The organism is Candidatus Pelagibacter sp. IMCC9063 (assembly GCF_000195085.1).
GTDB lineage: Bacteria > Pseudomonadota > Alphaproteobacteria > Pelagibacterales > Pelagibacteraceae > IMCC9063.
In genome coordinates, this window is the sequence record NC_015380.1 from 63169 (window position 1) to 86436 (window position 23268).

The following is a 23268-nucleotide window of genomic DNA, read 5'->3' on the forward strand; positions in this document are numbered from 1 at the left end:
TTTTTTTAACTGTTTTGAAATATAGCTTCTTTTTCCTAGGATGATTGTTTGGAATTGATCTTCGTTCATGTGAATTCTAATTCTTAAAGATTGAAAAACTTGCGAATTTGATATGTTGTAAATTTATAAGGATTTTTTTTTTCTATCAAAATAGACTTATACCATTCCGCAGTATACATAATGCTTTCTTTTATATTTAATTTAGGGTTGTATTTTAAAAGTTTTTTTGCTTTTGTTATATTTAATTGTAAATTTTTCTGTTCATAAAAATTAGATTTTTTGACATGGCAACTTCCTTTGCCCCAAAATTTAATTAAATGTTTAACAACCTCCAAAACAGAAGTTACTGTATTTGGTCTTGGTCCAAAGTTATATGCTCCTGAAAATTTTTTTGGTTTCTGATATAATTTAATACCCAACAACAAATATCCATAAAGAGGTTCCAAAACATGCTGCCATGGTCTATTAAAATTTGGATTTCTTATTGTAATTTTCTTGTTATTTACTAGTGACTTAACAATATCAGGTATAAGTCTATTAAGTGACCAATCACCGCCACCAATTACATTACCCGCTCTTGCGCTTGCCACTCCTATATTTAACTTATCAAAATAGGTTTTGCTGTAGCTATTAATAAAAATTTCAGCAGCTGCTTTGGATGCGCTGTAAGGATCTTCTCCACCTAACTTGTCATCTTCTACAAATCCTCTAGTTGAATTGTTGCTCTTGTAGCATTTGTCAGAAGTTACACAAATTAAAGATTTTAAGCTTTTTAAGTTTTTAGAGATATCTAATATATTTAGAGTCCCCAATGAATTAACATTAATTGTTTCGTAAGGAGACCTGTAAGACTCATAAATTAAAGGTTGAGCTGCTAAATGAAAAATAATTACGGGTTTAATTTTTTTGGAATAATTTAATAAACTGTCATAATTATTTATATCAATAATTTTAAGTTTAATTTTTTTTTGAAGGTTTAAATCATAAAAAAGCTTTTTATTTCTATTTGGATTGTGTCCAATCCCATAAACTTTTGCGCCAAATTGTAGTAAAATCAAAGCTAACCAAGATCCCTTAAAACCTGTAACACCGGTAATTAGCACTTTTTTGTTTTTATAAAATGTTTTTATTTGATCCATTTTGCTTTTCCTTTTCTAAGTAATGATACTAAATACTTCTTATCTCTTAAGGTGTCCATACATTGCCAAAATCCTTTATGCTTATATGCTGACAGCTGTTTTTGCTTGACAAGCTTATTAATCGGTTCTTTTTCAAAAACAGTTGTGTCGTTTTTTAAAAATTTAAATATTTTACGATTTACTACGAAAAAACCACCACTAATCCATCCACTTTTAGATTGAATCTTTTCATCAAATCTTACTACTTGGTTTTTATTTATTGTGAGTTCACCAAACCTTACGGGTGGCTTTACTGCAGTTACTGTTACGGTTTTTTTATTTTTAATATGAAAACTGATTAATTTTTTTATATTTATATCTGCGACTCCGTCTCCATATGTCATTAAAAAAAATTCTTCTTTGTCTAGTAAAAATTTGACTCTCAGCAGTCTTCCACCTGTCTGCGACAGTTTTCCAGTATAGTGAACTTTAACATTAATATTTGCATCTTTATATTCTTTCTTAAAATATGATTTTATAATATTGCTTTTATATCCCGATAAAAGAATGAAATCTTTTATTCCATATTTTTTATAAATATTAATAATATGACAAACAATTGGTCTTGATCCTACCCTAACCATCGGCTTCGGAATATTCTTAGTTTCTTCAGACAGTCTAGAACCAAGTCCTCCACATAAAATAACTACTTTCATTTTTTTTTAATCTATTTCTAAGAATTTTTTTAACTTTCTCTAAATCTTCTTTTGTATCGACTGATATTGATTTGTTGGACATTTTTATCATTTTTACATCCCAGCCTATTTCTAAAAATCTTAGTAATTCCAAGTCCTCAATGCTTTCCAATTGTGTTTTTTTTTTATTGATGAAAATGCTTTCAATGCCCTATAGGGAAGAGAATAGACACAAACTTGTCTCCATGATTTCACAAGCTTTGTTTTTTTATTACCGGGTATTGGAGCTCTGGATTGATACAGGAGTCTACCATCTTTTCTAAAAACAACCTTGGGAATATGCTCAGAGTAAAAAAGTTCTTTATCTTTAATTTCAGTATAGCCATTAATGATTGTGTTTGGATTTTTTTTTGCTTCAATAATTAGTTTTTTAATATCACTTGGATTGCATATTGGCTCATCTCCTTGTATATTTAAATAGAAATCTGCTTTAAAACTTTTTGCTACCTCCGATATCCTGTCGGTGCCTGTTAAACATTTTTTTGATGTCATAACTACTTTAATTTTATTAATTTCACATATTTTTTTTATTCGTATGTCATCTGTGGCAATTAAAATCTTTGATTCTTGTACCACTTTCTTGCATTGATTGTAGGTTCTTAATATCATTGGAATACCTAATATGTTTAAAAGTGGCTTCCCTTGAAGTCTTCTCGAATTATATCTTGCTGGTATAACTAAATAGTATTTCATATTTTTTATGTGCCAGATTTGGTAAGCATGCTTAATTTAATTTTATTTTTGAAATATTTTTTTTTAAAAGATAAAATAATTTTTCTGGTGGGATTGTTAAAGTTAGTTTTAGTATTTTTGTAACTATCAAATCCAGTTAAAAAAACTTTATTAGCATTTGCCGCGGCGCATACTGACAAGGAATAAGCCAGTACTAGAGGGGCAGATAGAATGCAACCATATGTGTTAATTTTAAATTTTTCAGGAATTATTTGAAGGCCATAATCAAAAGTATTAAATTTTTTGAAATTATTTTTAATTTCAGGAGACAGGGATGAAATTGGAACTATTAGTTTTGCTTTTTTGTTTTTATATATATTTAGTTCGCTAGTTATTCGTAAAGGATGGCAAGAAACTCTAAAGTCAATTAACTTTTCTGAAATACTTTTGTGAAAATTTAGAACTAAAACATTTAAATTTTCTTTATTTAAATTAATAAATTTTTCAATATTCTCTTTAATGATATTTCCTCCACCTATTATCAAAAAATTTTTTTTGTTAAAAAAATTTCTTGGAGACCATTTACCGATCCCATTGGAAGAATAAAAATTTTTGATTATATCCAAGTTGTTAGGATCAAACTTTCTTGCATTAATTTTTTTTAATTGTTCAATAATATTAAGAATGTATTTATTTGAATAATTTTTTGAATTTAAAATTTCTTGAATATAGGTTGGGTGAATAGAATATTTTCCTGACAAATAATAATATTTATTTGTACCCCACTTATATTTGTTTTTGAGAGTTGTGAATGAATTAAATGTTAATTTTTTAATCGGTAGTACATTATACTTGCAACCATGAGAAATATTCAAATACCTTAACAACTCTAAAGTTTTTACATTGCCCGGCCCTCTTCCCATTCCAAGAATTGTTGCATCCAACATATTCACGCCATATTTGATTGCTGTATATAAATTTTTATGGGCGAGACCCATATTGTCGTGCGCATGAAAACCAAGATCCCCCTTCCAGTAACTTTTAATTGTCTTTGTAATTTTTTTTGTTCTACTCGGGTTTAGTGATCCAGTGCTGTCCGCAAAATAAAAAAAATTTATATTGTAAGTGCATATTTTTTCTAATATTTGAATCAAGTTTTTTTCCTCAATCTCGGAAATTTGCATAATATTTACTCCGATTTTGTATTTTTTTTTTTTAAAAAATTAATAACTTTTGCTAATTTAAAGATTTCATTTTCATGACAAGCTATTCTTACGAAAGAAATTTTAGATTTCTCATCTTTATTAAATATTTTTTTTAAGTATTTTACCTGACCATTTTTAAATTTTAAAAAATCAGAAGCATTTATCATAACTCCAAGATTCAAATTTTTATTACTACAGATTTTGTCTACGTGCTTATCTTCGGAATAAGCAAGTTCCCCCAATTGACTTTTTTTTGCTTTTAATGACCTAAAGCCTATTTCGACATAATCTATTTTTGATTTTTCAATGCTCGAAACATATGTCTTTACCAAGCTGTTAGAAAACATCCAGTTATTGTGATAACCACCATCTCTAAAGGTACAATCCAAAACTTTTAAATTTTTACTATTCATTCAATTTCATTTTATCTCTTGTTTTCAAGAAGTTTTATTTTATATTTATACACTCCTAACGATATTTTCTTAACATACAAATTTTCCCAAATATATGGATTGTACACATCCAGGATATTATGATCGCAAATTTGAATAACTTTTTGTCCACTCTTTAAAGCTTCAATTAAAGCTCCTGTTGGGCCAAAAAAAAATGAATATTTGTTTTTTGTATTTCTGTTAAATCTATTTTTATAATTTTTTAAGATATCTTTTATTTTATTTTTTAATATAGTATTTTTTTTGCTATATTTGCTGCTTGGGTGAGGTCTGACAACTAAAGGATAAAATTTTTTATTTGTATTCTTTAAAAAATTACTAAAATTTTTTAGGAGATTGTCTGAATAAACTACATTTATTGACAAATATAGCGTAGGTCGTTTAAAAAAACTAGATTTAGCAATTTTTGCTGGTGTTCGAATGATTATTTTTTTTTTGGCCAGTTTAAATAATTTATAAAAATTTTTTTTTGAACTACGGAGTTTATTAAAAACTTATCTATAAAAATATCAGATTTCTTGTAAAAAAAATTTACTGGGTATGGTGAGGGTACCGTAGAAAGTCTAGCTAAAGTTTTTGTTTTTTTTTTTTAAATAACTTAATATTTTTTTTTGATGATTATGACCTTCATATACACAATATACATTTTTAATCTTAAAATTTTTAATATTAGGAAAAACTTTTTCTTCAACTTTTTCGCTATATAAAGTTTGCCAATTAAAATTAATGATTGTTTGGGTTAAGTTAAACAAATTTGAGAAAAATAAACCTAGAGCTTTAAAATAGTTTGAAATCAAAAAATGATGATTCTGGTAAAAGATTAAAATATTTTTATCAATTTTTTTTGGCAAAAATTTTCCGTTATAAAAAACGATAAATAGATTATTTTTTTCTTTTCTAGAGTTTTTGCTTAAAAAGTAATCAGAAAATTCACCATTTTTTTTGAAATTTTTGTCAGTACCCCAAGTTACATAAAGATTATTTATTTTCTTATGCTTAGTTTTATAAGGAATTATTTTCGAAGAAAAAATTTTTACAGTCATATTAAAATTTTTAATATTAAAAATAATGATGCGTATTGTTGAATAGCCTTTTTCAATAATTTTTAACCCAAGGCAATCCTGGGAAGTGTTAAAATAAATATCTTTAAGTTTTTTTTTACTTAATAAAAACTTAAGTTTCTTAATAATTAATTCAGAAGTTATTTTGTAGTTAATTGAATTTCTATAATTATAACTAAGCATGTAAAATATTTTTATATTTTTTTAACTTTTTGATTCCAGACTTCTTTAAATGTTCTGGTGAGTATTTTAATATCTTCATCTTTAAGCTCAAAAAGACACAGTAAAAATCCGAAAAAACTTTTATCATGAAGAAATTCTGCATTGGGACAGATACCTTTGCTATAGTCAAAATGAACTTTGCTTAAATTCCATGGATGCCCTTTATTTCCATGAGCAATTTTTTTTTGAAAAATTGGCAATGTGTGCACATTGGAGTAACCCTCTATCAATCCTGGTATTCCCTCTTCTCTTAAGTGCTTAATTATTGCTTTTCTACTGGATTTAATTTTCTTAAAATCTATTTGAAATGGTAATAAATAAAAAACGTTCGAATAATTTTTTATCTCACTTAGCTTCACAGTTGTTAAGCCGTACAAGTTACCAATTTCACTTATAATTTTTTTTGCAACTTTAATTCTTTTTTTTAAAATCTTATTCAATTTTTTTAGCTGCTCTATTCCAATGGCAGCCTCAATTTCATTCATTCTAAAATTATAGCCAACCATATTAACTAAGTTTTTTTTTTTATATTTTTTTAACTAATACTTCAGCATGATTTCTTATAAAAGCAGCTTTTAAATAGTGCTTCTTATAATTCGTTATTAAAATGCCGCCTTCTCCAGTATTAATATGTTTATGGTAGTTTAGGCTAAATCCTCCCATATGACATTTTGTACTTGAAAAATAACCGTTATGCTTGGATCCTGGCGCTTGTGCTGTATCCGAAATTAATATTATATTTTTTTTTTTGCCAATTTATATAATTCATCCTGTTGTGCAGACCTTCCAAAAATATCGACAGAAATAATAGCTTTTGTTCTTTTGTTAATTAGTTTTTTGACTGAAGCAATGTCTAAGTTATAGGTAAGGGGGTCGATATCTGCAAAAACAGGTATTGCAGACCAATGTAATATAGAAATTGCAGTTGCACTCATTGTCCATGGAGTGCAAATAACCTCATCTCCTGGATTAATATCTGTAGCACCTACAGCCGCTATTAAACCAGAAGTCCAAGAATTAAATGTAAGTGCATACTTAACTCCGAATTTTTTTTTTATAGCATTTTCAAATTCAATAACCTTTTTACCTCCAAACATATTTCCAGAGGGAGATGCTAAAAAATCTGACAAAACTCCAGACTTTAAAACTTTTAAAGCTGCTTTAATTTCAGCCCTGCCTATTGTATTAACTTTTTCAAAACTATAATTTTTTTTGGTCATTTAATTATTTGTAATTTTTTCCAATATTGTCAAATTTTTTATTTCTTCTTTAATATCTGTTAAAAAACTGTGTTTATTGTTTTTAATAAAAATTTTAAGATGTTTATAAACTAAGCCCATGTCAAATTGATCGTTATTTTTTTTGGTTTTCTCCATCTTTACGTTAGTAAAATTTTTATACGTTCTTGTTTTAATGGGAGTAAAATAGTTAATTTTTTTTTCATTTTCTGTAATTTCGATGATTTTTTTTTGAAAAACAAATTGTAAATTAAAAAAATAATAATCTCTAGCATTAGCAACGTTAACACTTATGCTGATAGCATTTTTTTTAAGAAAGAATGGGTAGGACAGATCATTAGATTTATAATCATTGATTGGTCTTGCAGCAATTTCAAATGATGGTCTGACTAATAAATAATTAAATATATCAAGTAAATGAGAGCCATTATTAAACAAACCCTTGTTGTAGGTGCTGCTAATAGATCTTAATTTTCCATATTTTTCTTTGCTAATAATTTTTTTTAATTCAATGTAGCTATTGGATAGTCTTCTTTGATAATTAATAAATAGCTTAGTTCTTTTTGGAATTTTTTTAGCAATTTCTAGCCCATGCTTTAAATTTAAACACATAGGTTTTTCACAAATTATAATTTTAGGATTTAATTTAAAGCTTTTTTTTAACAATTCATAATGAGTATGTGTTGGAGAGGTAATTATAACTATGTCAATATCTAATTTTTTTTTTAAAACATCATTGAAATTTGAATATCCATTTTTCACTCTCCATTTGCTTTTAAATTTTAGTAATTTTTTTTTATTTATATCGTAACAATATTTAAGATTAAAAAAACTATTTTTTGATATCGCTTTTGCGTGTGAAAAAGTAGAAGAGGATTTTTTGCTTTCATTTAGTCCAGCAATATTTCCACAACCTAAAATTAAAATATTTTGCATTTAATAGAATGAATAATTTATATAAATTATCATAATTTATATATAGTTATATTTTTTCAAAAAGATAGGCAATAAGTAACCACGTTATATGTTTTAAAATTTTTTATCGAGAGTTTTTATTTTTTGTAACTCATTAATATAGTTATCTAAGATATCTTTTTTTTTGTTTAATTGGAGAATAAACTTATCAGCCAGATCCTGGAACTCTTTGCTCTTCTTGGAGGTAAAATCATTTGTTATTATTTTATCTATACATTGCATGGAAGACTTCGTTACATTTGATAATTTGCAAAGAGTATAAATTGTTTTATTTTTTTGGAGATGATCTGCAATAATGAGTTTTTTATTTAAATATAAAGCATCTATCAAAACGCTTGTACCAAAACCAATGATTATTTCGTGTTTCAGGATAAGTTCCGGGGTTTTGACTTTATTTGCAATTTTTAAATTATATTTATTTTTAAATTTAGTTAACAGTTTATTTGCTTTTAAATCATACTTATTGAATTTTCCTCTAACATGAGGTTTTGCCGTCACCTGATTTGGGAATTTGTTTAAAACTTCTTTAACGAGCTTAAAAGTTTTATCTATGTCTACTTTAAAAGACCAATGTGGCAATAAAAATAAAACTTTTTTTTTATTTAACTGAGCTAGATTTTTTTTTAATATACTATAATTATATTTTATCCATTTTTTTGAATATCTTGCGCTACCCCAAACTTTAATAATTTTTTCATTTATGCCCAGATTTAATGCGCGAGCTTTAGTAATTTGATTTTCTACAATATAATAGTCATACAAATTGTGGTCAGAAAAAATCTCAAAAGTTTTGTTTTTATTTTTTAATGTATTAGAAAGTAAATAATTCGTATTTTCATTAAGATAAATGTTAAAACCGTGAGGTAAAGCTATTGAATGTATATCTAAAAATTTAGCTGGAATGATGTGATGAGAAAAATCCCCCCAACTATAAAAAATAAAATTTATTCCAATTTTTCTTAAATTAGACACTTTGCTGAATAAAGTTTTAAGAAAAGAAAATAAATAAAAATTTTTTTTAATATAAATAAAATTTTTTTTTATAATGAAATTTAAAACTTTTAAAAAATAATATAAAAAAAAGCTTTCCTTATGTTCACTCTGCTTAAGAACTTTAAAGTTATCAAAATTTTTAAATAATTTAAATCTATAATCTTCCTCATAGTTAAAATTTTGTGAAATTTGTAAAAAAACTTTGTATTTTTTTTTTAATAAAAACCAAATTAATGGAGAGGCTTGATCAAAGTTATTTTCACTATTAATATAAAATAAAGAAGATATTTTCATAAATATTATTTACAATACTTGGATTTAATTTGAAAAACATATTCTTAAAGAATTTACTTAAAATAAGATATCGTTTTTTCTATAATCTGTGAAGGATTTAGTTAAAACATATTTTTTTTTAAATTCTTCTAGACAGTCCTGGACATCAGTCAATCCGAACCAAGAATATGGATCTTTCCAATATTTATTAATGTGATTAGCTGCTTTAACTGCACTAAAGAAAATAATTTTATTTTTTTTAACTTAATAATAATTTTTTTGGTACTGGAATGTCTTTCATAAAACTTTTTATTGTATAGTAAAATAAAAGGCCTTTTAGACAAAATAGCTTCTATCAAAGTTGTTTCAGGATAGCTAAGAATCAATATTTTAGAATCTTGAATAAAATCGACTATCGAATTCTTTTTATAAATGATGTCATCTTTAAATTCTTTTCTATAATGCCACTTAAAATTAAATCCATTTAAAATAGTTTTGGTTTTTATTTTGCATTTAGTTTGAATATTTTTATCCAAATTTTTAATAAAGGAAACTAGTAATCTGTAGGTATATAAAGATTGAGAGGAAGTTGCGTAATACTGCACTCTATAATTCCACATTGGAGTTTCTCCACAAAAAATTGAGCAATTTTTTCCTAATGTTTTTTTAATATTTAAAATTTTATATTCATGTACATTAAGTTTTATTTTTTTTGTTTTTTTAGGATTGGTTTGTAAAAAGTAAATTTTTTATTAGCTATCATCTCTTCGAAATTGAAGATCTCCTTGAAGGCTGGCAAAGATCCACCGTGCTCTAAAATAAATAATTTAGTTTTATTGATTATGTGTTTGGCATATTGGAATTTATCACTTATGGATTGAAAATGCATAAAAGATGTAGTGATTGACTTGTATTGAGTTTTTTTACAAATTGGATTATTTAGGTAATTATAATTCTCTAAATAAACCGTTGGAAAATCATTTTTTAAAATTTTATTAAAAAAGGAGGAAAAACTTTTTTTTTCAGAAATTTTATAGTGAATTCCTTCGATAAACTTTTTTCTACTTTCTAAATCTGTAGAGACGCCTAAATAAAAATTATTAATTTTTTCAGCAAAAGAAAGACCATAAGTATAAATATTTTTATTTAAAAATTTTCTATAAAAAAAATAACCAAAATTTGTATCAATTATTAAATTTTTTCTACTGGCCTTTTTTACAAAAATATTCACAATAAAAAAAATTATTCGAAGAAGAAAATATGTATATTTTTTAAAAAAACTGACATTTAGATCAATTTTTTTATTTTTGGAGATTTTGTTATTATTAATAAATCTATAATCTAAATTTTTATATCTAACTATATCAAAATATAATTTTTCATTCCATTCGTCTGTTTGTGATATTTTTAATAAATGATTATAGTCTAAAATTTTTTGCGAAAATTCGTTGGATCTATTAAAAAAAACAAAACAACTTTTCTTTTTTTTTATTTTGCTTATTGTCTCCCATCTATCAAAAATTATACTTACGTAACTAAGAAGCCAAGGAAAAAGTAAAAAAATCCAATATTTTCTACTGTATTTTACACCATGAATTTTATTAAGAATGGGGGTTAATCTGTTCAAGATACTGAATGAAAATTTTTTTAAAAACAGATAGTCTTTATTCAGTTTCTTTCTATCGTCCCAATGATACTTTAAAACTTTTTTAGATATAGATCTACTGAATAGCTGATTGGAAGGTACGGCCCAGTGCCCTAAATATAATATATTTTTTTTATAAAAAAATTTTTTAGTTGCTATTATTAAGCTTGTCTTCATTTGCTACACACAACCATCTTTTCTGAGTGTATCTAAAATATTAATTAGATCAAAATCTCCCCATTTTTTTGTCAAAAAATGTAGGCCAAAAGGTAAATTACCAGGCCCTTTAAAAAGAGGAGCAAATACTAATGGTAAATGCAAAAAAGTCCATATTAATGAAGCATCATCTTTTTCTAACTCATTTTTTTTTGGCGCTATACCGCATGTTGCAGGTGATATTATTAAGTCAAAATTTTTAAGTACTTTTTCAATTTTTTCACATAAATATTTTTGCTTACCCAATGAGTTAAAGTAATCTGAATTTGATATTGCTTCTCCTTTTTTTATTAAATTTTTCATTGCTGCAGAAATTTTTCTCCCAGATTTTTTTTCTCTCATAAAATAGTAAGACAATGACTTCTGGTAGATTATTGAATGATGCTTGTGTATATCATTAAATTCACTATCAAGTTTAATCTCCTGAATATTTGAGTATTTTTTTTTTAATTCATCTATATAACGATTAATTTCAATTTTTGTATAATCTTCTAAATTATCCCAAACTGCAGTTTTTATGAAAGCAATATTTGGATTCTTAATAATAGCTTGTTTTTTTTGATCAATATTTTCGAAAACAAAAGGATAATTCTCTCCTTTCACTCTTAAAGATTCTAAAATTGTTTTCATATTCTCTAATTTGCTAGATACAAATCCAATGGTATCTAATGTATCGCATGTTTTTAAAACTCCCGTTCTTGGTATTAGGCCAAATGAGGGCTTCAACGCCCAGACACCATTATAGCTTGCTGGCCTACTCAAAGATCCTGCCGTTTGAGTGCCTAGGGCAAATGGAACTATTCCCAGTGAAACTGCTATTGCAGAACCAGTTGAAGATGTTCCTGGAATTCTATTTGAATCGTGGGGATTAATACCGCTTGTTTCGTGATGAACCGCAAACTCAGCCGTTGTTGACTTTCCCATTAAAACGGCACCATCTTCTAAAAGACTGTCTATAATTCTTGCATTATTACCCGCTCTAAACCCCTTCCAGATTCCCGATCCCATTTCAGTATTATACTGAATTGTGTTGATTATATCTTTGGCAAGAAAAGGAATGCCTCCCAATGAACACTTACTATTTGAGTTATTTGAAACTTTGAAATTTTTGCTTTCTAATAATTTTTGGCTTGATTTAGTTAAAAAATTATATTTGTGATACTTTTTTATTTTAAGTAAAAATAATTTTAAAATTTGATTTGCATTAATCTCTTCTTTTTCTAGTAATAATTTTATTTCGTCTATTGAGTAATTAAGAAACAGATTCTCATCAATTTTTTTCACTTAATATCTTTAGTTATAATTTGTTCAGAATGAGGTATTAATTTTTCTACATGTTTAGTCTTTTTAGCTTTTATTGGTAGGCTTTCTTTCTTCAATTTATCTACTTTTTTATCATTCATAATCTCAAGAAATTCTTTTTCGGAATAACCTGTAATTTTTAAATAGTAGTCTAAAGCCTCGGGTCTTTCGCTGTCATGCATTTCTACCAGCTTTTCACCTTCTGACTTGGTAAGCAGTCCTCTTCGAATATCCTGACAAGCTTGCCAAGTTGTTCTCCCAAATCCTCTTTTTAAATAGCAGGTAAAATCATGGACTCCTGCCATAATACATTCTACACTTTTGTAATTTTTATAAGTACCTTCCATTTTAGTTTCTTTCCAGCCATACTCTTTTTTTATAAATTCAACTTGCTTTTCATCATCCCAAAAAATAAAATCTCCTAGGTGAATACCTACACATCCAATCTTATCTACTTCATTTTGGCTTGGCAGCTCGAATGGAAAGAGGTCTTTTTTTGTAAGATTCTTTGTTACCATCTGATCTGGTGTTTTTTTGGCCGATATCTTTACAAAAAAATCTTTGTCGTATTTGAATTTGCTAGACCCGTATTTATCTCTTCCACTAGTTTCTGATACATTTTCCCCCCAAATTAATAATGGTATATTAAATTTAGTTGCTACCTGTATTGGAAAAGCGCCAACTCCTGAATGGCAGTGCCAACAAGAGTCTCCTATTTTTTTTAAGGATTCTTTTGCTGTTTTTGCCACAAGATTTCTTGCTGGTGTAAATTGTATGTGGTCTAGATTAAATTTTTCAAGACATAGTTGCAGATTATAAAATCCAGTTTCTGAATACCAGTTGTGATTAAAGGTTACTGCTAAAGGCTTTACATTATAGATTTTTGTTAAAATATGTGCTTGAAAAAAACTATCCTTCCCCCCAGAGATTGGTAAAATACAATCGTAATTATTTCCTGACTTTTTTTTTGCATCTGATAGAATTTTTTTTAGTGTTTTTTCTCTTTTTGACCAGTCAATATGCATTTTATCTTCGGAAGACTGGCATGCTGTACAAATACCAAGATCATCAAAAGAAACTCCCTCTTGAGTTTCGGGCATTAAGCATCTACTGCAGTATTTGATGTTATCTTTAAAGCTCATCTTTATTTAACATATTCCTTAATTAATTTAATAAATTCTATTATTTTACTTATAAATAAATTTTATCTTATTGATAGACTTTGTTCCCAACATATTTTGCCGCTATGGCTGCAGCCTTACTATAACTCAGCACATACTTGCATAACTGTAAATCATTTTCTAAAAGTAGATTTTTTGAAACACTTATTCTGCATTGGGTTTCAATAGCAAGTTTTTGAAAACTTAAAAATTTTTCCTTGGGATGGGGTCTTAAAACTATATATCTAATTTTTTTATTATACTTTAATATTTTTTTAATATCTTCAACAATCTTTTTTTTAGTGAGTATTAAATTGTTCTTATCAGATGATATTTTTTTTGAAAAACTTTTAAAAGCATTTCCAGCAACCAAAAGATATTCACTATTAAGATTAGAATTCCTAAATTTTAGATAATATTTTTTTCTTTCATTTTTCAAGCTTAAAAAGTTTATTGTGCAGTTGGTCTTATTTCGAAAAAATAATTTTATTTTGCTAAAATTTATTCCCCAGACTATATTGGGAACTAAAAGCTTTTCATGGAAAAAAAATCTTTCATTAAAATAATTATCTTGATCCACGATCGAAATTAATTGCTTATTATTTCTTAAGGCATAATTCATAATTTTAAAATTAAAATTAGACCATCCTGTTGAGCAAACAATCGACTGATAATTCTTTAAATAATTAATATTACTCTCACACTTTAATTCTGTAAATTTTTTTAAAAAAATTTTCTTAGCTGGACCTTTTAAAAAAAAAGTAAAATTTTTCATACTTGAAAAATTATTACTTAAATAGCATAGTAATAATTCTGCTGATCCTGCGTCATAGCAGCAAAAAATAGTTTTTTTTTTATTTAAAGGCATAATAATAAAAATGTTTTATAAAAGACTTAAAAATTTTTATATTGGCACTTATTGAATTTCCAAATCTTGAACTTCCAACTCTTTTTTTAACACTTAAATTAATATTCTTATATTTTGATTTTTTTTTTATAAACTCAAACATTAAATCGGTACCAATTGAATTGTATCTATCAAAATAACCAATATCTTTAAAGATCTTGAAATTATAACATTTTACTCCACACATTGGATCATTTATTTTGAAAAAAAATTTGCAATAATAAGAAAATATTTTTTCCGAAATTCTGCAGATTCTTGACCTCTCTCCAATAATCAAATCTACATTTTGATTAATTAATTTCTTTATTTTTAATAATTCATTTGAATAAAACTGATTGTCAGCATCAAAAGTTATAACAAAGTCAAAACTATAATTTTTTAAAAAATCGAAACCTACTGCTAAGCTTGCATCATATCCTTTATTAAATGGGTTTTTTAAGACAGTTGCACCACTTTTTTTTGCTAGCAAAAAAGTTTTGTCGACTGATGCATCATCTATAACAAATACCTGTCCAAATTTTTTGCAAGAATCTACCACTTTAGCAATGGTTTTTGACTCATTGTAAGCGGGTATGATTATGGCTATTTTAAATCTTTCCAAAGAATAGCCTCTCCAGGATTTTTATTTTTTTTGATCTTTTTTCCAATTATTTTATTTATATCATATGGGATGACCGATCCTTTTGGAGCTGGCCTAAGACAAATTAGATCCGATCTATTGATAATTTGACCTGAACCTATAAAACGATTAGTGCAAATAGACCTCCTCTGAATAATACTAGTTTTTTTTTCATTATCTTCTATTATTTTAATTCCGTTACCTAGAGAATTTTCAAGGTTTCTACTCTCTAAAACCATGATTTTCCATGATTTGGGGTTCATTGAAAAAAGATGGTCAGGTCCAGATAAATTATTATTATCAGTAAAATGTTTTTCAATAACTCTTGCGCCCATTGCAATAGCTCCCAACACTGTTGCATGACCCGGAGTATGATCGCTTAAACCCAAAACCAAATTTGGAAATTTTTTCTTAAAAGAATTAAGTACATTTAAATTGATGTATTTAAAATTCTCCAGACTTGCTGTATAGTTTGTATTACATTGCATTAAACAAATATTAGAAGTTTTTTTTTTAATAACATCAATTGCTTTCTTTACGTCGTTAAAAGTTGAAGCTCCAGTAGCAATAAAAATTGGCTTCTTGTAATTAGCTGTCTTTTTCAGCATTTCATGCCAAGTAATATCTCCAGATCCAATTTTAAATGCACTTACTTTTTTATTTAAATATTTTAGATATTCCAAATCATAGATAGCAGAAAAAAAATCAATTCCACATTCTTTGCATTTTTTTTTAATTTTTCTGTCCAGTCCAAAGGAATTGAGGCTTCCTTGTAAACTTCAAAGACAGACTTTTTCCATTTAGATTGGTGATCAAGTTTAGATCTAATTTTTTTAAACTCAAAGTCACTTACTATAGTTTCTGCTTTGAAATGCTGAAACTTAGCAGCATTAGCTCCGCTTTCAGCTGCCAATTCTATTAGTTTTAAAGCTTTAGATAGCTTGCCGTTATGATTGGCTGCAATATCTGCGATAAAATAAGTGGGATTATCCCAACCTATTTTTGTCCGATTAATTAAAAAATTTTTATTAAATTTCATTTAGTTTATATTTAAAATATTTTTCTGCTCTTTTCCAGTCACTATAATTATCAATATCTACAAACCTCCAATCTGGGACCTCGTAAGCAATTGCACCAGAATGTAATTTTTTATTTTTAGTCCATGCCTCAATACTACCCCAGTAGAACTGACCTGCATCATGATAGCTTGTGACCAGATCTTGTGTTCTGCTCATCTCTTTTGATTTGAAAATAAATTCTATAATATTTTTTTTTACTTTAAATGAACGTTCAATTGGATGAGAATTTTTAATTACTGGAAATACAAATCTCTTTCTGTTTTTTTTTAATAGGGCATAAGTCTTTATTAAATCATTTTTAGTCACAAAAGGAGTGCATGGATAGACACAACAGATATTTTTTATACTTTTATTTATAGAAATTTTTTTAAGTGCGTCTTTTATAACTGGTAAAGTAGGTGTAAAATCATCTGCTAAATCCTTTTCTCTGATAAACGGTATGGTCGCTCCATATTTTTTTGCAATATCAGCTATTTTCAAACTATCAGTAGTTACATAAATATTTTTAAATAGCTTAGATTTTTTTAATATTTCAATTGTCCAAGCAATCATTGGTTTGGAAAAAAATAATTTTATATTCTTATTTTTTATTCTTTTGCTTCCTCCCCTCGCAGGTATAATTGCAATATTCATTAAAAATTTTTTAAGAATTTGCTTATTTTAGAAATAGTATAGTGATATTTGGAATTTTCTGAAGAATACTCAAATATTTTTTTGTTGTGCGTTCCTGTTTCTCCTTTGCAATTTTTAATAAAGAGTTTTGCTTTGGTGTGTGGAAATTTTATTGTTGGAGTTATAGAGAAATAATTTTTAAATTCGACAGTACTTAATGAATCTTGCAATGAAATGAGTGACTCATGCAACTTCTCTCCAGGTCTGATTCCTATAATCTTTATTTTTATATTATTCTTAAAGGCTTTGGCAACATCTACTACTTTAATTGCAGGAATCTTGGGTACGTATATTTCTCCTCCTTTAGAATCTTCTAGGGAGAACATCACAAACTTGACCGCCTCATCTAAACTTATCCAAAATCTAGTCATCTTCGCGTCTGTTACTGGTAATTCTTTTTTTCCTAAACTAATCATTTCTTTATAAAGCTGGACAACAGAACCTCTAGAACCAACCACATTCCCATATCTAACTATTGAAAATGCAATTTTTTGTTTTCCAGATAAGTTATTAGCTGCCACAAAAAGTTTATCTGAAGTTAATTTTGTTGCTCCATATAGATTAATTGGATTGACGGCCTTGTCTGTCGATAGTGCAATTACTTTTTTAACCTTCATTTCCATGGATGCAAAAATAACATTTTCTGCTCCATTGATGTTAGTTTTTATACATTCCTGAGGATTGTATTCTGCTGCCACAACTTGTTTAAGTGCAGCAGCGTGAACTACAAAATCCACATCTCTCATAGCTACACACAGTCGTTTTTGATCTCTAACATCACCTAAGAAAAATCTCAGTCTTTCTCGAGAGGTATGTAGCTCTTTACTCATTATTTCTTGTTTATATTCATCTCTAGAGTAGATAATAATTTTTTTAACTTTGGTTTTATTTAACAAAAAATTAACAAAAGCTTTTCCAAACGAACCTGTTCCTCCGGTAATTAATATTGAGCGTTTATCTAAAATTGAAAGATTTTTTTTATTTTTCATATTTTTTTAAAAAATTTTTAAATAAAGTATTTTTGTAATCATATTTCATAAGTTTACTTGTATAACAACCTGCTTTTTCTTTCCACTCAATTTCTGTTGAATTGATTGCAAAATTAATTAAATTAAATATTTTTTCTTTATCCAGACTTTCCGTCCAAAAACAACCTTCTCTTACTTTGATTGCAGGATAACCAAAAGAGTCTTCAATATCTTGATAGATTTTGGATCTTGTATTGATATTCACGACTCTCTTTCCCAGTGCCATCAGCTCAAATGTGAGGGTAGAGTTAATTGACACAACAACTTTAGAATCTGCTGTAGCATTATATGACGAATATTTATTTACTCTTGGAATGTATTTAAAATCGTGATGAATATATTCTTTTATAAAATTATTTTCTTCTATTTGTTCATGCCCGTGTCTTGACCTTCCAATCACATTAAGCTCAATATTGTTTAAGTGACAATATTCACCTAAGTATTTTAAGATAATTGAAGTATTTAAAAAGAGATCATCCCAAAGATAATTTTTGTTATTCTTTTTTGGTTTACTTCTAAAAGGATAGTACTTTCTTGTCCTAAATTGAAGCAAGAAACTTATCTTTTTTTTTTTAATTACTGGATCAAATAACTTAAGTGTATTTGCAATCATTGAGCCAGAAACAATGGTCTTTGTATTAAAAAATTTACGGTATGTATCAGAAACATCTTCGTTAAAAACAAAGATATAATCACAATGCAGCGGATCATTTTTAAAATCATGAGATCCAAAAATATCGTTTGTTTTACCTCTCCACCCATTTTGAATTGCAACAAAAATTATATTAGGAAAAAGAGGTTTTAATTTATAAAAACTCACATCATTATCAACATTTGTAATGAAAAATTTTGGACGAACCCACTTAATCATAGTGCATTTGTAGCTCATGCTAGAGAAATTAAACTTTAAAAAAGTTAATAAGAGTATCCAAAAATTTATAAAATATAAATTTTGATCTACAACCTCATAAGTATTACGATCAAGCGTTTCGTGAAAAAAAGATTCCTTATTTTTTATACAATCGTGTGAATTTATATATAGTAAAATTTCTTTTTTTTTAGGAAAAGAAAAGATTAATTTTTTTTTAAAGAAATGCATCTCAAAAACTATAAAAATTTTTTTTATAGTTTTTCTCAAGATTGAGTAAACTTGAAAAAATTTTTTTATTCACATTTTCTTTTATAAAAAATTTTTTCCTTATCTGATCTTCTTCGTTAATAATTCTTGGGCAATTGGCATCTTTTATTTTTTTAGTCATGTTTTTAATATGTTTTTTTTTAAGAAAAATAGAAATTTCATTAATAATATTTTCAGGAGATGTAACGAAATCCTCGAATTTAAATGGGTAAATATTTTCTTTAAACCCCCTTTCTTTTTTAAGTGATAAAATTGAATCATTGGTAAGATCAATAATATTTTGAGAACATCTTTCGATATTGTTAAAATTATGCCATTTTTTTGGATTTTTATAACTATACCAAGGAACATTTTTATCTTGATGCTTAATAAAAATTGTAAAACATTGCGGGTCACCAACAAATCTATGGCCCCACCCTTTTCTATGCCACGAGTATACAGTATCAAATGGATTTCTAAAAATTTCAAGCAATTTGCACTTTAGTTTGAGTTTTTTAAAATATTGAAAATTAGCTAAAACATCATGCGTTTGAAATAAAAGAGAGGGCTTTTCCTTTAATATTTTTTTTATTGTCACCCCCCCCTCGCTAGACAACAGTCTTTTTTTATAAATACTAGGATCGCAATATTCGTAGACACTACTTTGATCTTTTTTTCTAAAATTAATATTTCTTCCCAAATATCCATCATAAATAGTTTCATTTAAGAAAGTTACAATTTGAGACTTTGCAAAACTAGAATCTATTTTTTTAAATCTCAATGCTATATTTATATTTTCTAATAAAGTAAAAAATCTAATTTGCTCAACTTTATAAAAACAGGGTATAATTCCAGATAAGACAGATTTTCCAGACCTTGAAATACCATCGATAAATATCAATTCACTCAATTGTTTTGAGTGATTAAAATTAAATTTTTTCATTTTTAAAATGAGCCGTATCCCCCATCTACTTTGATATTCTGTGCAGTGATATACGAAGAAAGCGGGCTACATAAAAAAACTATTACATTAGCAACGTCTCCCACGTTGCACATTCTCTTAATCAATACTTTTTTAATATATTTTTGATAAAAAATATCTGGTTGATTATTATATATACCCCCCGGAGAAACCATATTAACTCTTATCGGTGCTAAGGATGATGCTAACCATCTTGTCAACTGTAACAATCCTCCCTTTGAGGCTAGATATGCAGCTGGACTTCCCATTTTGGTATTTTTGTACATTTCTAAGTCAGGACCTTTTTCAGCATAAATAGAACCTACGTTAATGATTGACGATAGAGAGTTTTTTTTTATCAATGGGCTTAGACCTTTTAACAAATGGAATATAGAGCTTAAATTGACTTCAATTGCTTGCTCCCATACTGAAAAATCTTGCTTAGATAAAGAGCCAGTCCAACTAGCTGATTTAATTTGAGCACCAGTAACCGCGGCATTATTGATAAAAAAATCAATTATATTATTATCTAATTTAATATTTTTTATTAAATTTTCTCTTTCTAAAAAGTTAGACAAATCAGCACTAAAATAGCTTATATTAACTTCATATTTCCTAAGAAGGGATTTTTTAAACTTTTGTAAATCTCTCTCTTTTTTATCTGTAATAATCAAATTAGCTCCCAAAAATCCAAAAGAATTACTAATTTTTTTTCCAATTTTACCAGTTGCGCCAGTTATAAATACTGTTTTTCCTTTAAATATTTTTTTATTAAGAATATTTTTCATCAAAATTTTTTTTTGCTAATAAGTAATCAAAATTGTCATCTATGTCTAAAGAACTTAGCTTAGAAATTTCTACATAACCTACATTTTTAGAAGAAAACAAGTGGTCATTTTTTAAAACAAATTCTGGTTTAAGTACATAAATATTTGTAGTTATTGTAAAAATATCACTAGTCTGCTGCCTATTAAAAACTGGCTTATCTTTTAAAAAAAGTTGCACACTATTGCTGTCTTTGCTTAACTTAACCATATTAAAAGCTGGATGAAAATTTGTTTTACAAACAGAAATTATTGCATCTTTTTTTAATTTATGAAATTTTTTAATTGCAAGATCTATAATTTTTGGATCTCTTAAGGGTGCTGTGCAGGAGCAAACCACTAGAGCTTTTGGAAGATATCCAAAGATATCTTTAAATTTATTTAATGTATGTTGCCAGACAAGCCATTCTGGAGAAGATTTTTGTGATAATTTTTTTGGTCTAACCAACGGATAAGTAAATTTATATTGTTTTGAAAGATTGATTATCTTTAAACTGTCTGTGGATACCATAACTCTATCTACTAGCTTGCTTTGAGAAAAATCTAAACAAGTTATTTCGAACAAACTATGTTTGCCAATTTTTCTTAGGTTTTTATTTTTTAACTCGGATGAGTTCTTTTTAGCACAAATTAATCCTAAATTTTTAATTTTCCTAATCATTTTTTTATTTGCTCAATCAATTTTAAAACCTTTAGTGCACTGGAAAGATTGCTATAAGTATTAATTTTTTTTAAACTCAAATAATGATCCCATTGCTTTTTATAACTAGAATTTAGATCATCTTTAACAAATTCAAATTTTTTTATTTTTTTATCATTTTTTAAATAAATCAAGTTTTTAACTAGATCAATTTTTATAGTACCATATTCACAAATCACCTCACATTCTCTTTTAAAATCTCGCCTAATTATATCCATTGTTAAATTGATAGGAATTTTTTTATAATTTGGACTTAAAGACTCTAAATTAACAAAAACATTCTCATCTGAATCAAAGCCTAGTCTTTTTTTGGGATTAAAGTATCTATTAATAAATTTTAAATCTCCGAATATCCATAGCAAATAGTCAATTTCGTGGCTTAACTCCAGTAGGCACCCTCCGCCTAATTTTTTTTTAGATGCGGCAAAATTAATATTAGCATCCCTCCATAAGTAAAGCGACTTACCCACGGTACAGCTTACATAAAAAATTTCTCCAAAGAAATTTTTACTAATAAGATCTTTAAATTTATTTAAAGAATCTAAAAATTTTAAATTATACCCAATAAAAATATTTAACTTTTTTTCTTTCTTAATATTTTTAAAAAAATTATTAGCTAACTCAAAAGAATGAGCAAATGGCTTTTCAACAAATAAATATTCTGCTTTTTTATAAAGTTTTTTTAAATAGTCCAAATGATAAGAAGAGGGGGTGCAAATAACAATTAGATAAAAAGTCTCACTAGATAATTTTTTTACAATAGAATAGTTATTGTTATTGTTATTTTTTTTTAAAATTATTTTTTTTTTATCTAAAAAAAAAACTTCATTTGAATATTTTTTTTTTAGAATATCATAGTGCCTTAATGCTATCGGACTCTGGCCAATAATTAAAATCGGTTTATCTTTAAATTTCATTTAAAAAAATATTTAAAATTCTGAATTTTCATATTTGTTTTTTTAGGTAAGCCTATTTTTTTTTCTAAAACGTGTCTAATGTTTAAAAATTCATTACCAATAAAATTAAAAATATTAGCTGTAGATATAGCGTCTATATTTTTGTTTTTCAAAGCATTTACTATATGGTCATGATTCCCAACGCCACCCATTAAAATTAGTGGGTATTTTTTCTTATTAATTGATTTTAAAATTTGAAGATCAATTCCATTTCCAGTGCCATCATGATCTATAGATTGTAGTAAGACTTCTCCTGCCCCAAATTTTAATAGATGATCTATCCACTTGCCAATTCCCAACGATGAAAATTTACCAGTACTTGAATCAAAAACTTTTACTTTCTTCTTGGGTCTGGCATAATCAATAGACCCCATTAAAAATTGCTTACCATATCTTTTTGATATTGATTGGCACATTTTTGGATTTTTAAAAAATAAAGTGTTTATTAATACTTTGTCAGCACCAGAATCCAAAAGATTTTCCACGTCTTTTTCGCTTTCAATTTTACCCCCCACAGTTATAGGAATAAAAGTTTTTTTAGATAGCTTCTTTAAATTATTTAGGAAAAGTTTATTTGAGTTTTTTTCTCTTGAAAGGTTAATTAGCATCAATTCATCAATATAATTTGTTATATTTTCAATATCGTAGTTTTTAAATACCCAATCAATACTTCCAACTTTTTGAAGTCTAAAATTTCTACTTAACATAAAATTTCCATCACAATACAAAAGGCTAAAAATTAATCTCTTCATATTTTTTCTATAAAAAAATTTTTTAACATTAACATTCCAGTAGAATGAGAAAGTTCTGGGTGAAATTGAAAACCCGTAATATTCTCTTTCTCAAAAGCTGAGACAAACTCGAAAGAGTGCTGAGTTGTTGCTTTGTTAAAATTTTGTTTTTTTTCAGATTTTAAGGCGTAAGAGTTAGTAAAATACAAGTACGGCTCATCAGTAAAGTCTTTAAAAATTCCATTCTGTTTGAACTTTCTGATTTTTGAGAATCCAACATTTGGAACAAAATAACCTTTTTGGTTTTTTAGTTTAATAAACTTACCTTTAAGAAATGATAGTCCTTTCTTTTTACTCTCTTCGCTTTTTTCAAATAAAATTTGCATA

26 protein-coding genes and 2 pseudogenes are annotated in these 23268 nt (G+C 26.7%); all 28 read right to left on the minus strand.

Annotated features, from left to right (window positions below; genetic code table 11):
• Positions 1-83 precede the first annotated feature (83 nt).
• The 28 genes and pseudogenes from rfbG to SAR11G3_RS06920 all read right to left on the minus strand — a co-directional run bounded on the left by rfbG (position 84) and on the right by SAR11G3_RS06920 (position 23267).
• Positions 84-1139, minus strand: coding sequence for a CDP-glucose 4,6-dehydratase (gene rfbG, locus SAR11G3_RS00365; RefSeq protein ID WP_013694721.1), 1056 nt, complete (start codon positions 1137-1139; stop codon positions 84-86).
• On the minus strand, positions 1127-1834 hold the full coding sequence (locus SAR11G3_RS00370) for a sugar phosphate nucleotidyltransferase (RefSeq protein ID WP_013694722.1): 708 nt from the start codon (positions 1832-1834) through the stop codon (positions 1127-1129). Before SAR11G3_RS00370 ends, rfbG begins: the two co-directional genes overlap by 13 nt.
• A 120-nt stretch (positions 1835-1954) precedes the next feature.
• Entirely contained in the window at positions 1955-2566 is a 612-nt protein-coding gene (locus SAR11G3_RS00375; RefSeq protein WP_013694724.1) for a cytidylyltransferase domain-containing protein, read from the minus strand.
• A gap of 5 nt (positions 2567-2571) precedes the next feature.
• Entirely contained in the window at positions 2572-3729 is a 1158-nt protein-coding gene (locus tag SAR11G3_RS00380; RefSeq protein WP_013694725.1) for a 4-hydroxy-2-oxovalerate aldolase, read from the minus strand.
• Positions 3730-3734: 5 nt separating this feature from the next.
• Entirely contained in the window at positions 3735-4163 is a 429-nt protein-coding gene (locus SAR11G3_RS00385) for a 4-hydroxy-2-oxovalerate aldolase (RefSeq protein ID WP_013694726.1), read from the minus strand.
• 11 nt (positions 4164-4174) lie between these two features.
• Positions 4175-4567 carry a hypothetical protein gene (locus SAR11G3_RS00390; protein WP_013694727.1) on the minus strand — a complete coding sequence of 131 codons (393 nt, stop codon included), beginning with the start codon at positions 4565-4567 and terminating at the stop codon, positions 4175-4177.
• A gap of 198 nt (positions 4568-4765) precedes the next feature.
• On the minus strand, positions 4766-5446 hold the full coding sequence (locus SAR11G3_RS00395) for a hypothetical protein (protein ID WP_013694728.1): 681 nt from the start codon (positions 5444-5446) through the stop codon (positions 4766-4768).
• An 11-nt stretch (positions 5447-5457) separates the two neighbouring features.
• Entirely contained in the window at positions 5458-5991 is a 534-nt protein-coding gene (locus tag SAR11G3_RS06905; RefSeq protein WP_013694729.1) for a DegT/DnrJ/EryC1/StrS family aminotransferase, read from the minus strand.
• A gap of 19 nt (positions 5992-6010) precedes the next feature.
• Positions 6011-6705, minus strand: a pseudogene (locus SAR11G3_RS06910) (DegT/DnrJ/EryC1/StrS family aminotransferase).
• On the minus strand, positions 6706-7659 hold the full coding sequence (locus tag SAR11G3_RS00405) for a Gfo/Idh/MocA family protein (protein ID WP_013694732.1): 954 nt from the start codon (positions 7657-7659) through the stop codon (positions 6706-6708). It abuts the pseudogene before it with no gap.
• 93 nt (positions 7660-7752) lie between these two features.
• The gene (locus SAR11G3_RS00410; RefSeq protein WP_013694733.1) at positions 7753-8985 is read right to left on the minus strand and encodes a hypothetical protein; all 1233 of its coding nucleotides are present in this window, start codon (positions 8983-8985) and stop codon (positions 7753-7755) included.
• Positions 8986-9134: 149 nt separating this feature from the next.
• Positions 9135-9584, minus strand: a complete 450-nt coding sequence (locus tag SAR11G3_RS00415) for a hypothetical protein (protein ID WP_013694734.1) — start codon at positions 9582-9584, stop codon at positions 9135-9137.
• Between the two features lie 83 nt (positions 9585-9667).
• Positions 9668-10786 (minus strand): hypothetical protein, encoded by a 1119-nt coding sequence (locus SAR11G3_RS00420; protein WP_013694735.1) that lies wholly within the window; start codon positions 10784-10786, stop codon positions 9668-9670.
• Between the two features lie 3 nt (positions 10787-10789).
• A complete protein-coding gene (locus tag SAR11G3_RS00425) occupies positions 10790-12109 on the minus strand; it encodes an amidase family protein (RefSeq protein WP_013694736.1) in 1320 nt (439 codons plus the stop codon).
• Positions 12106-13269, minus strand: a complete 1164-nt coding sequence (locus SAR11G3_RS00430) for an N-acetyl sugar amidotransferase (RefSeq protein ID WP_081456264.1) — start codon at positions 13267-13269, stop codon at positions 12106-12108. Before SAR11G3_RS00430 ends, SAR11G3_RS00425 begins: the two co-directional genes overlap by 4 nt.
• A gap of 67 nt (positions 13270-13336) precedes the next feature.
• Positions 13337-14155, minus strand: a complete 819-nt coding sequence (locus tag SAR11G3_RS00435; RefSeq protein ID WP_013694738.1) for a hypothetical protein — start codon at positions 14153-14155, stop codon at positions 13337-13339.
• Positions 14142-14795 carry a glycosyltransferase family 2 protein gene (locus SAR11G3_RS06915; RefSeq protein ID WP_013694739.1) on the minus strand — a complete coding sequence of 218 codons (654 nt, stop codon included), beginning with the start codon at positions 14793-14795 and terminating at the stop codon, positions 14142-14144. The genes SAR11G3_RS00435 and SAR11G3_RS06915 overlap by 14 nt, the downstream gene beginning before the upstream one ends.
• The gene (locus tag SAR11G3_RS07835; protein ID WP_445082400.1) at positions 14777-15076 is read right to left on the minus strand and encodes an SAF domain-containing protein; all 300 of its coding nucleotides are present in this window, start codon (positions 15074-15076) and stop codon (positions 14777-14779) included. The genes SAR11G3_RS06915 and SAR11G3_RS07835 overlap by 19 nt, the downstream gene beginning before the upstream one ends.
• Positions 15062-15852: pseudogene (locus tag SAR11G3_RS07840) on the minus strand (N-acetylneuraminate synthase family protein); the annotation flags it as partial. The gene SAR11G3_RS07835 and the pseudogene SAR11G3_RS07840, both read right to left, overlap by 15 nt.
• Positions 15842-16525 carry a pseudaminic acid cytidylyltransferase gene (pseF, locus tag SAR11G3_RS00450; RefSeq protein ID WP_013694742.1) on the minus strand — a complete coding sequence of 228 codons (684 nt, stop codon included), beginning with the start codon at positions 16523-16525 and terminating at the stop codon, positions 15842-15844. The pseudogene SAR11G3_RS07840 and the gene pseF, both read right to left, overlap by 11 nt.
• Positions 16525-17529 (minus strand): UDP-N-acetylglucosamine 4,6-dehydratase (inverting), encoded by a 1005-nt coding sequence (gene pseB / locus SAR11G3_RS00455; RefSeq protein ID WP_041862433.1) that lies wholly within the window; start codon positions 17527-17529, stop codon positions 16525-16527. The genes pseF and pseB overlap by 1 nt, the downstream gene beginning before the upstream one ends.
• Before the next feature lie 13 nt (positions 17530-17542).
• Positions 17543-18691: an LA_1612 family putative O-antigen biosynthesis protein gene (locus SAR11G3_RS00460; RefSeq protein WP_013694744.1), complete on the minus strand. Its 1149-nt coding sequence runs from the start codon at positions 18689-18691 to the stop codon at positions 17543-17545.
• Position 18692: 1 nt separating this feature from the next.
• The gene (locus tag SAR11G3_RS00465) at positions 18693-19652 is read right to left on the minus strand and encodes a sulfotransferase domain-containing protein (protein WP_013694745.1); all 960 of its coding nucleotides are present in this window, start codon (positions 19650-19652) and stop codon (positions 18693-18695) included.
• Positions 19653-19654: 2 nt separating this feature from the next.
• On the minus strand, positions 19655-20458 hold the full coding sequence (locus SAR11G3_RS00470; protein WP_013694746.1) for an SDR family oxidoreductase: 804 nt from the start codon (positions 20456-20458) through the stop codon (positions 19655-19657).
• Positions 20442-21155, minus strand: a complete 714-nt coding sequence (locus SAR11G3_RS00475) for an acylneuraminate cytidylyltransferase family protein (protein ID WP_013694747.1) — start codon at positions 21153-21155, stop codon at positions 20442-20444. The genes SAR11G3_RS00470 and SAR11G3_RS00475 overlap by 17 nt, the downstream gene beginning before the upstream one ends.
• Complete coding sequence (locus SAR11G3_RS00480; protein ID WP_013694748.1) at positions 21152-22111, minus strand: Gfo/Idh/MocA family oxidoreductase; 960 nt, start codon at positions 22109-22111, stop codon at positions 21152-21154. Before SAR11G3_RS00480 ends, SAR11G3_RS00475 begins: the two co-directional genes overlap by 4 nt.
• Positions 22108-22902, minus strand: coding sequence for a HisA/HisF-related TIM barrel protein (locus SAR11G3_RS00485; protein WP_049775399.1), 795 nt, complete (start codon positions 22900-22902; stop codon positions 22108-22110). The genes SAR11G3_RS00480 and SAR11G3_RS00485 overlap by 4 nt, the downstream gene beginning before the upstream one ends.
• Complete coding sequence (locus SAR11G3_RS06920; protein WP_013694750.1) at positions 22899-23267, minus strand: glutamine amidotransferase-related protein; 369 nt, start codon at positions 23265-23267, stop codon at positions 22899-22901. Before SAR11G3_RS06920 ends, SAR11G3_RS00485 begins: the two co-directional genes overlap by 4 nt.
• Position 23268: the final 1 nt, after the last annotated feature.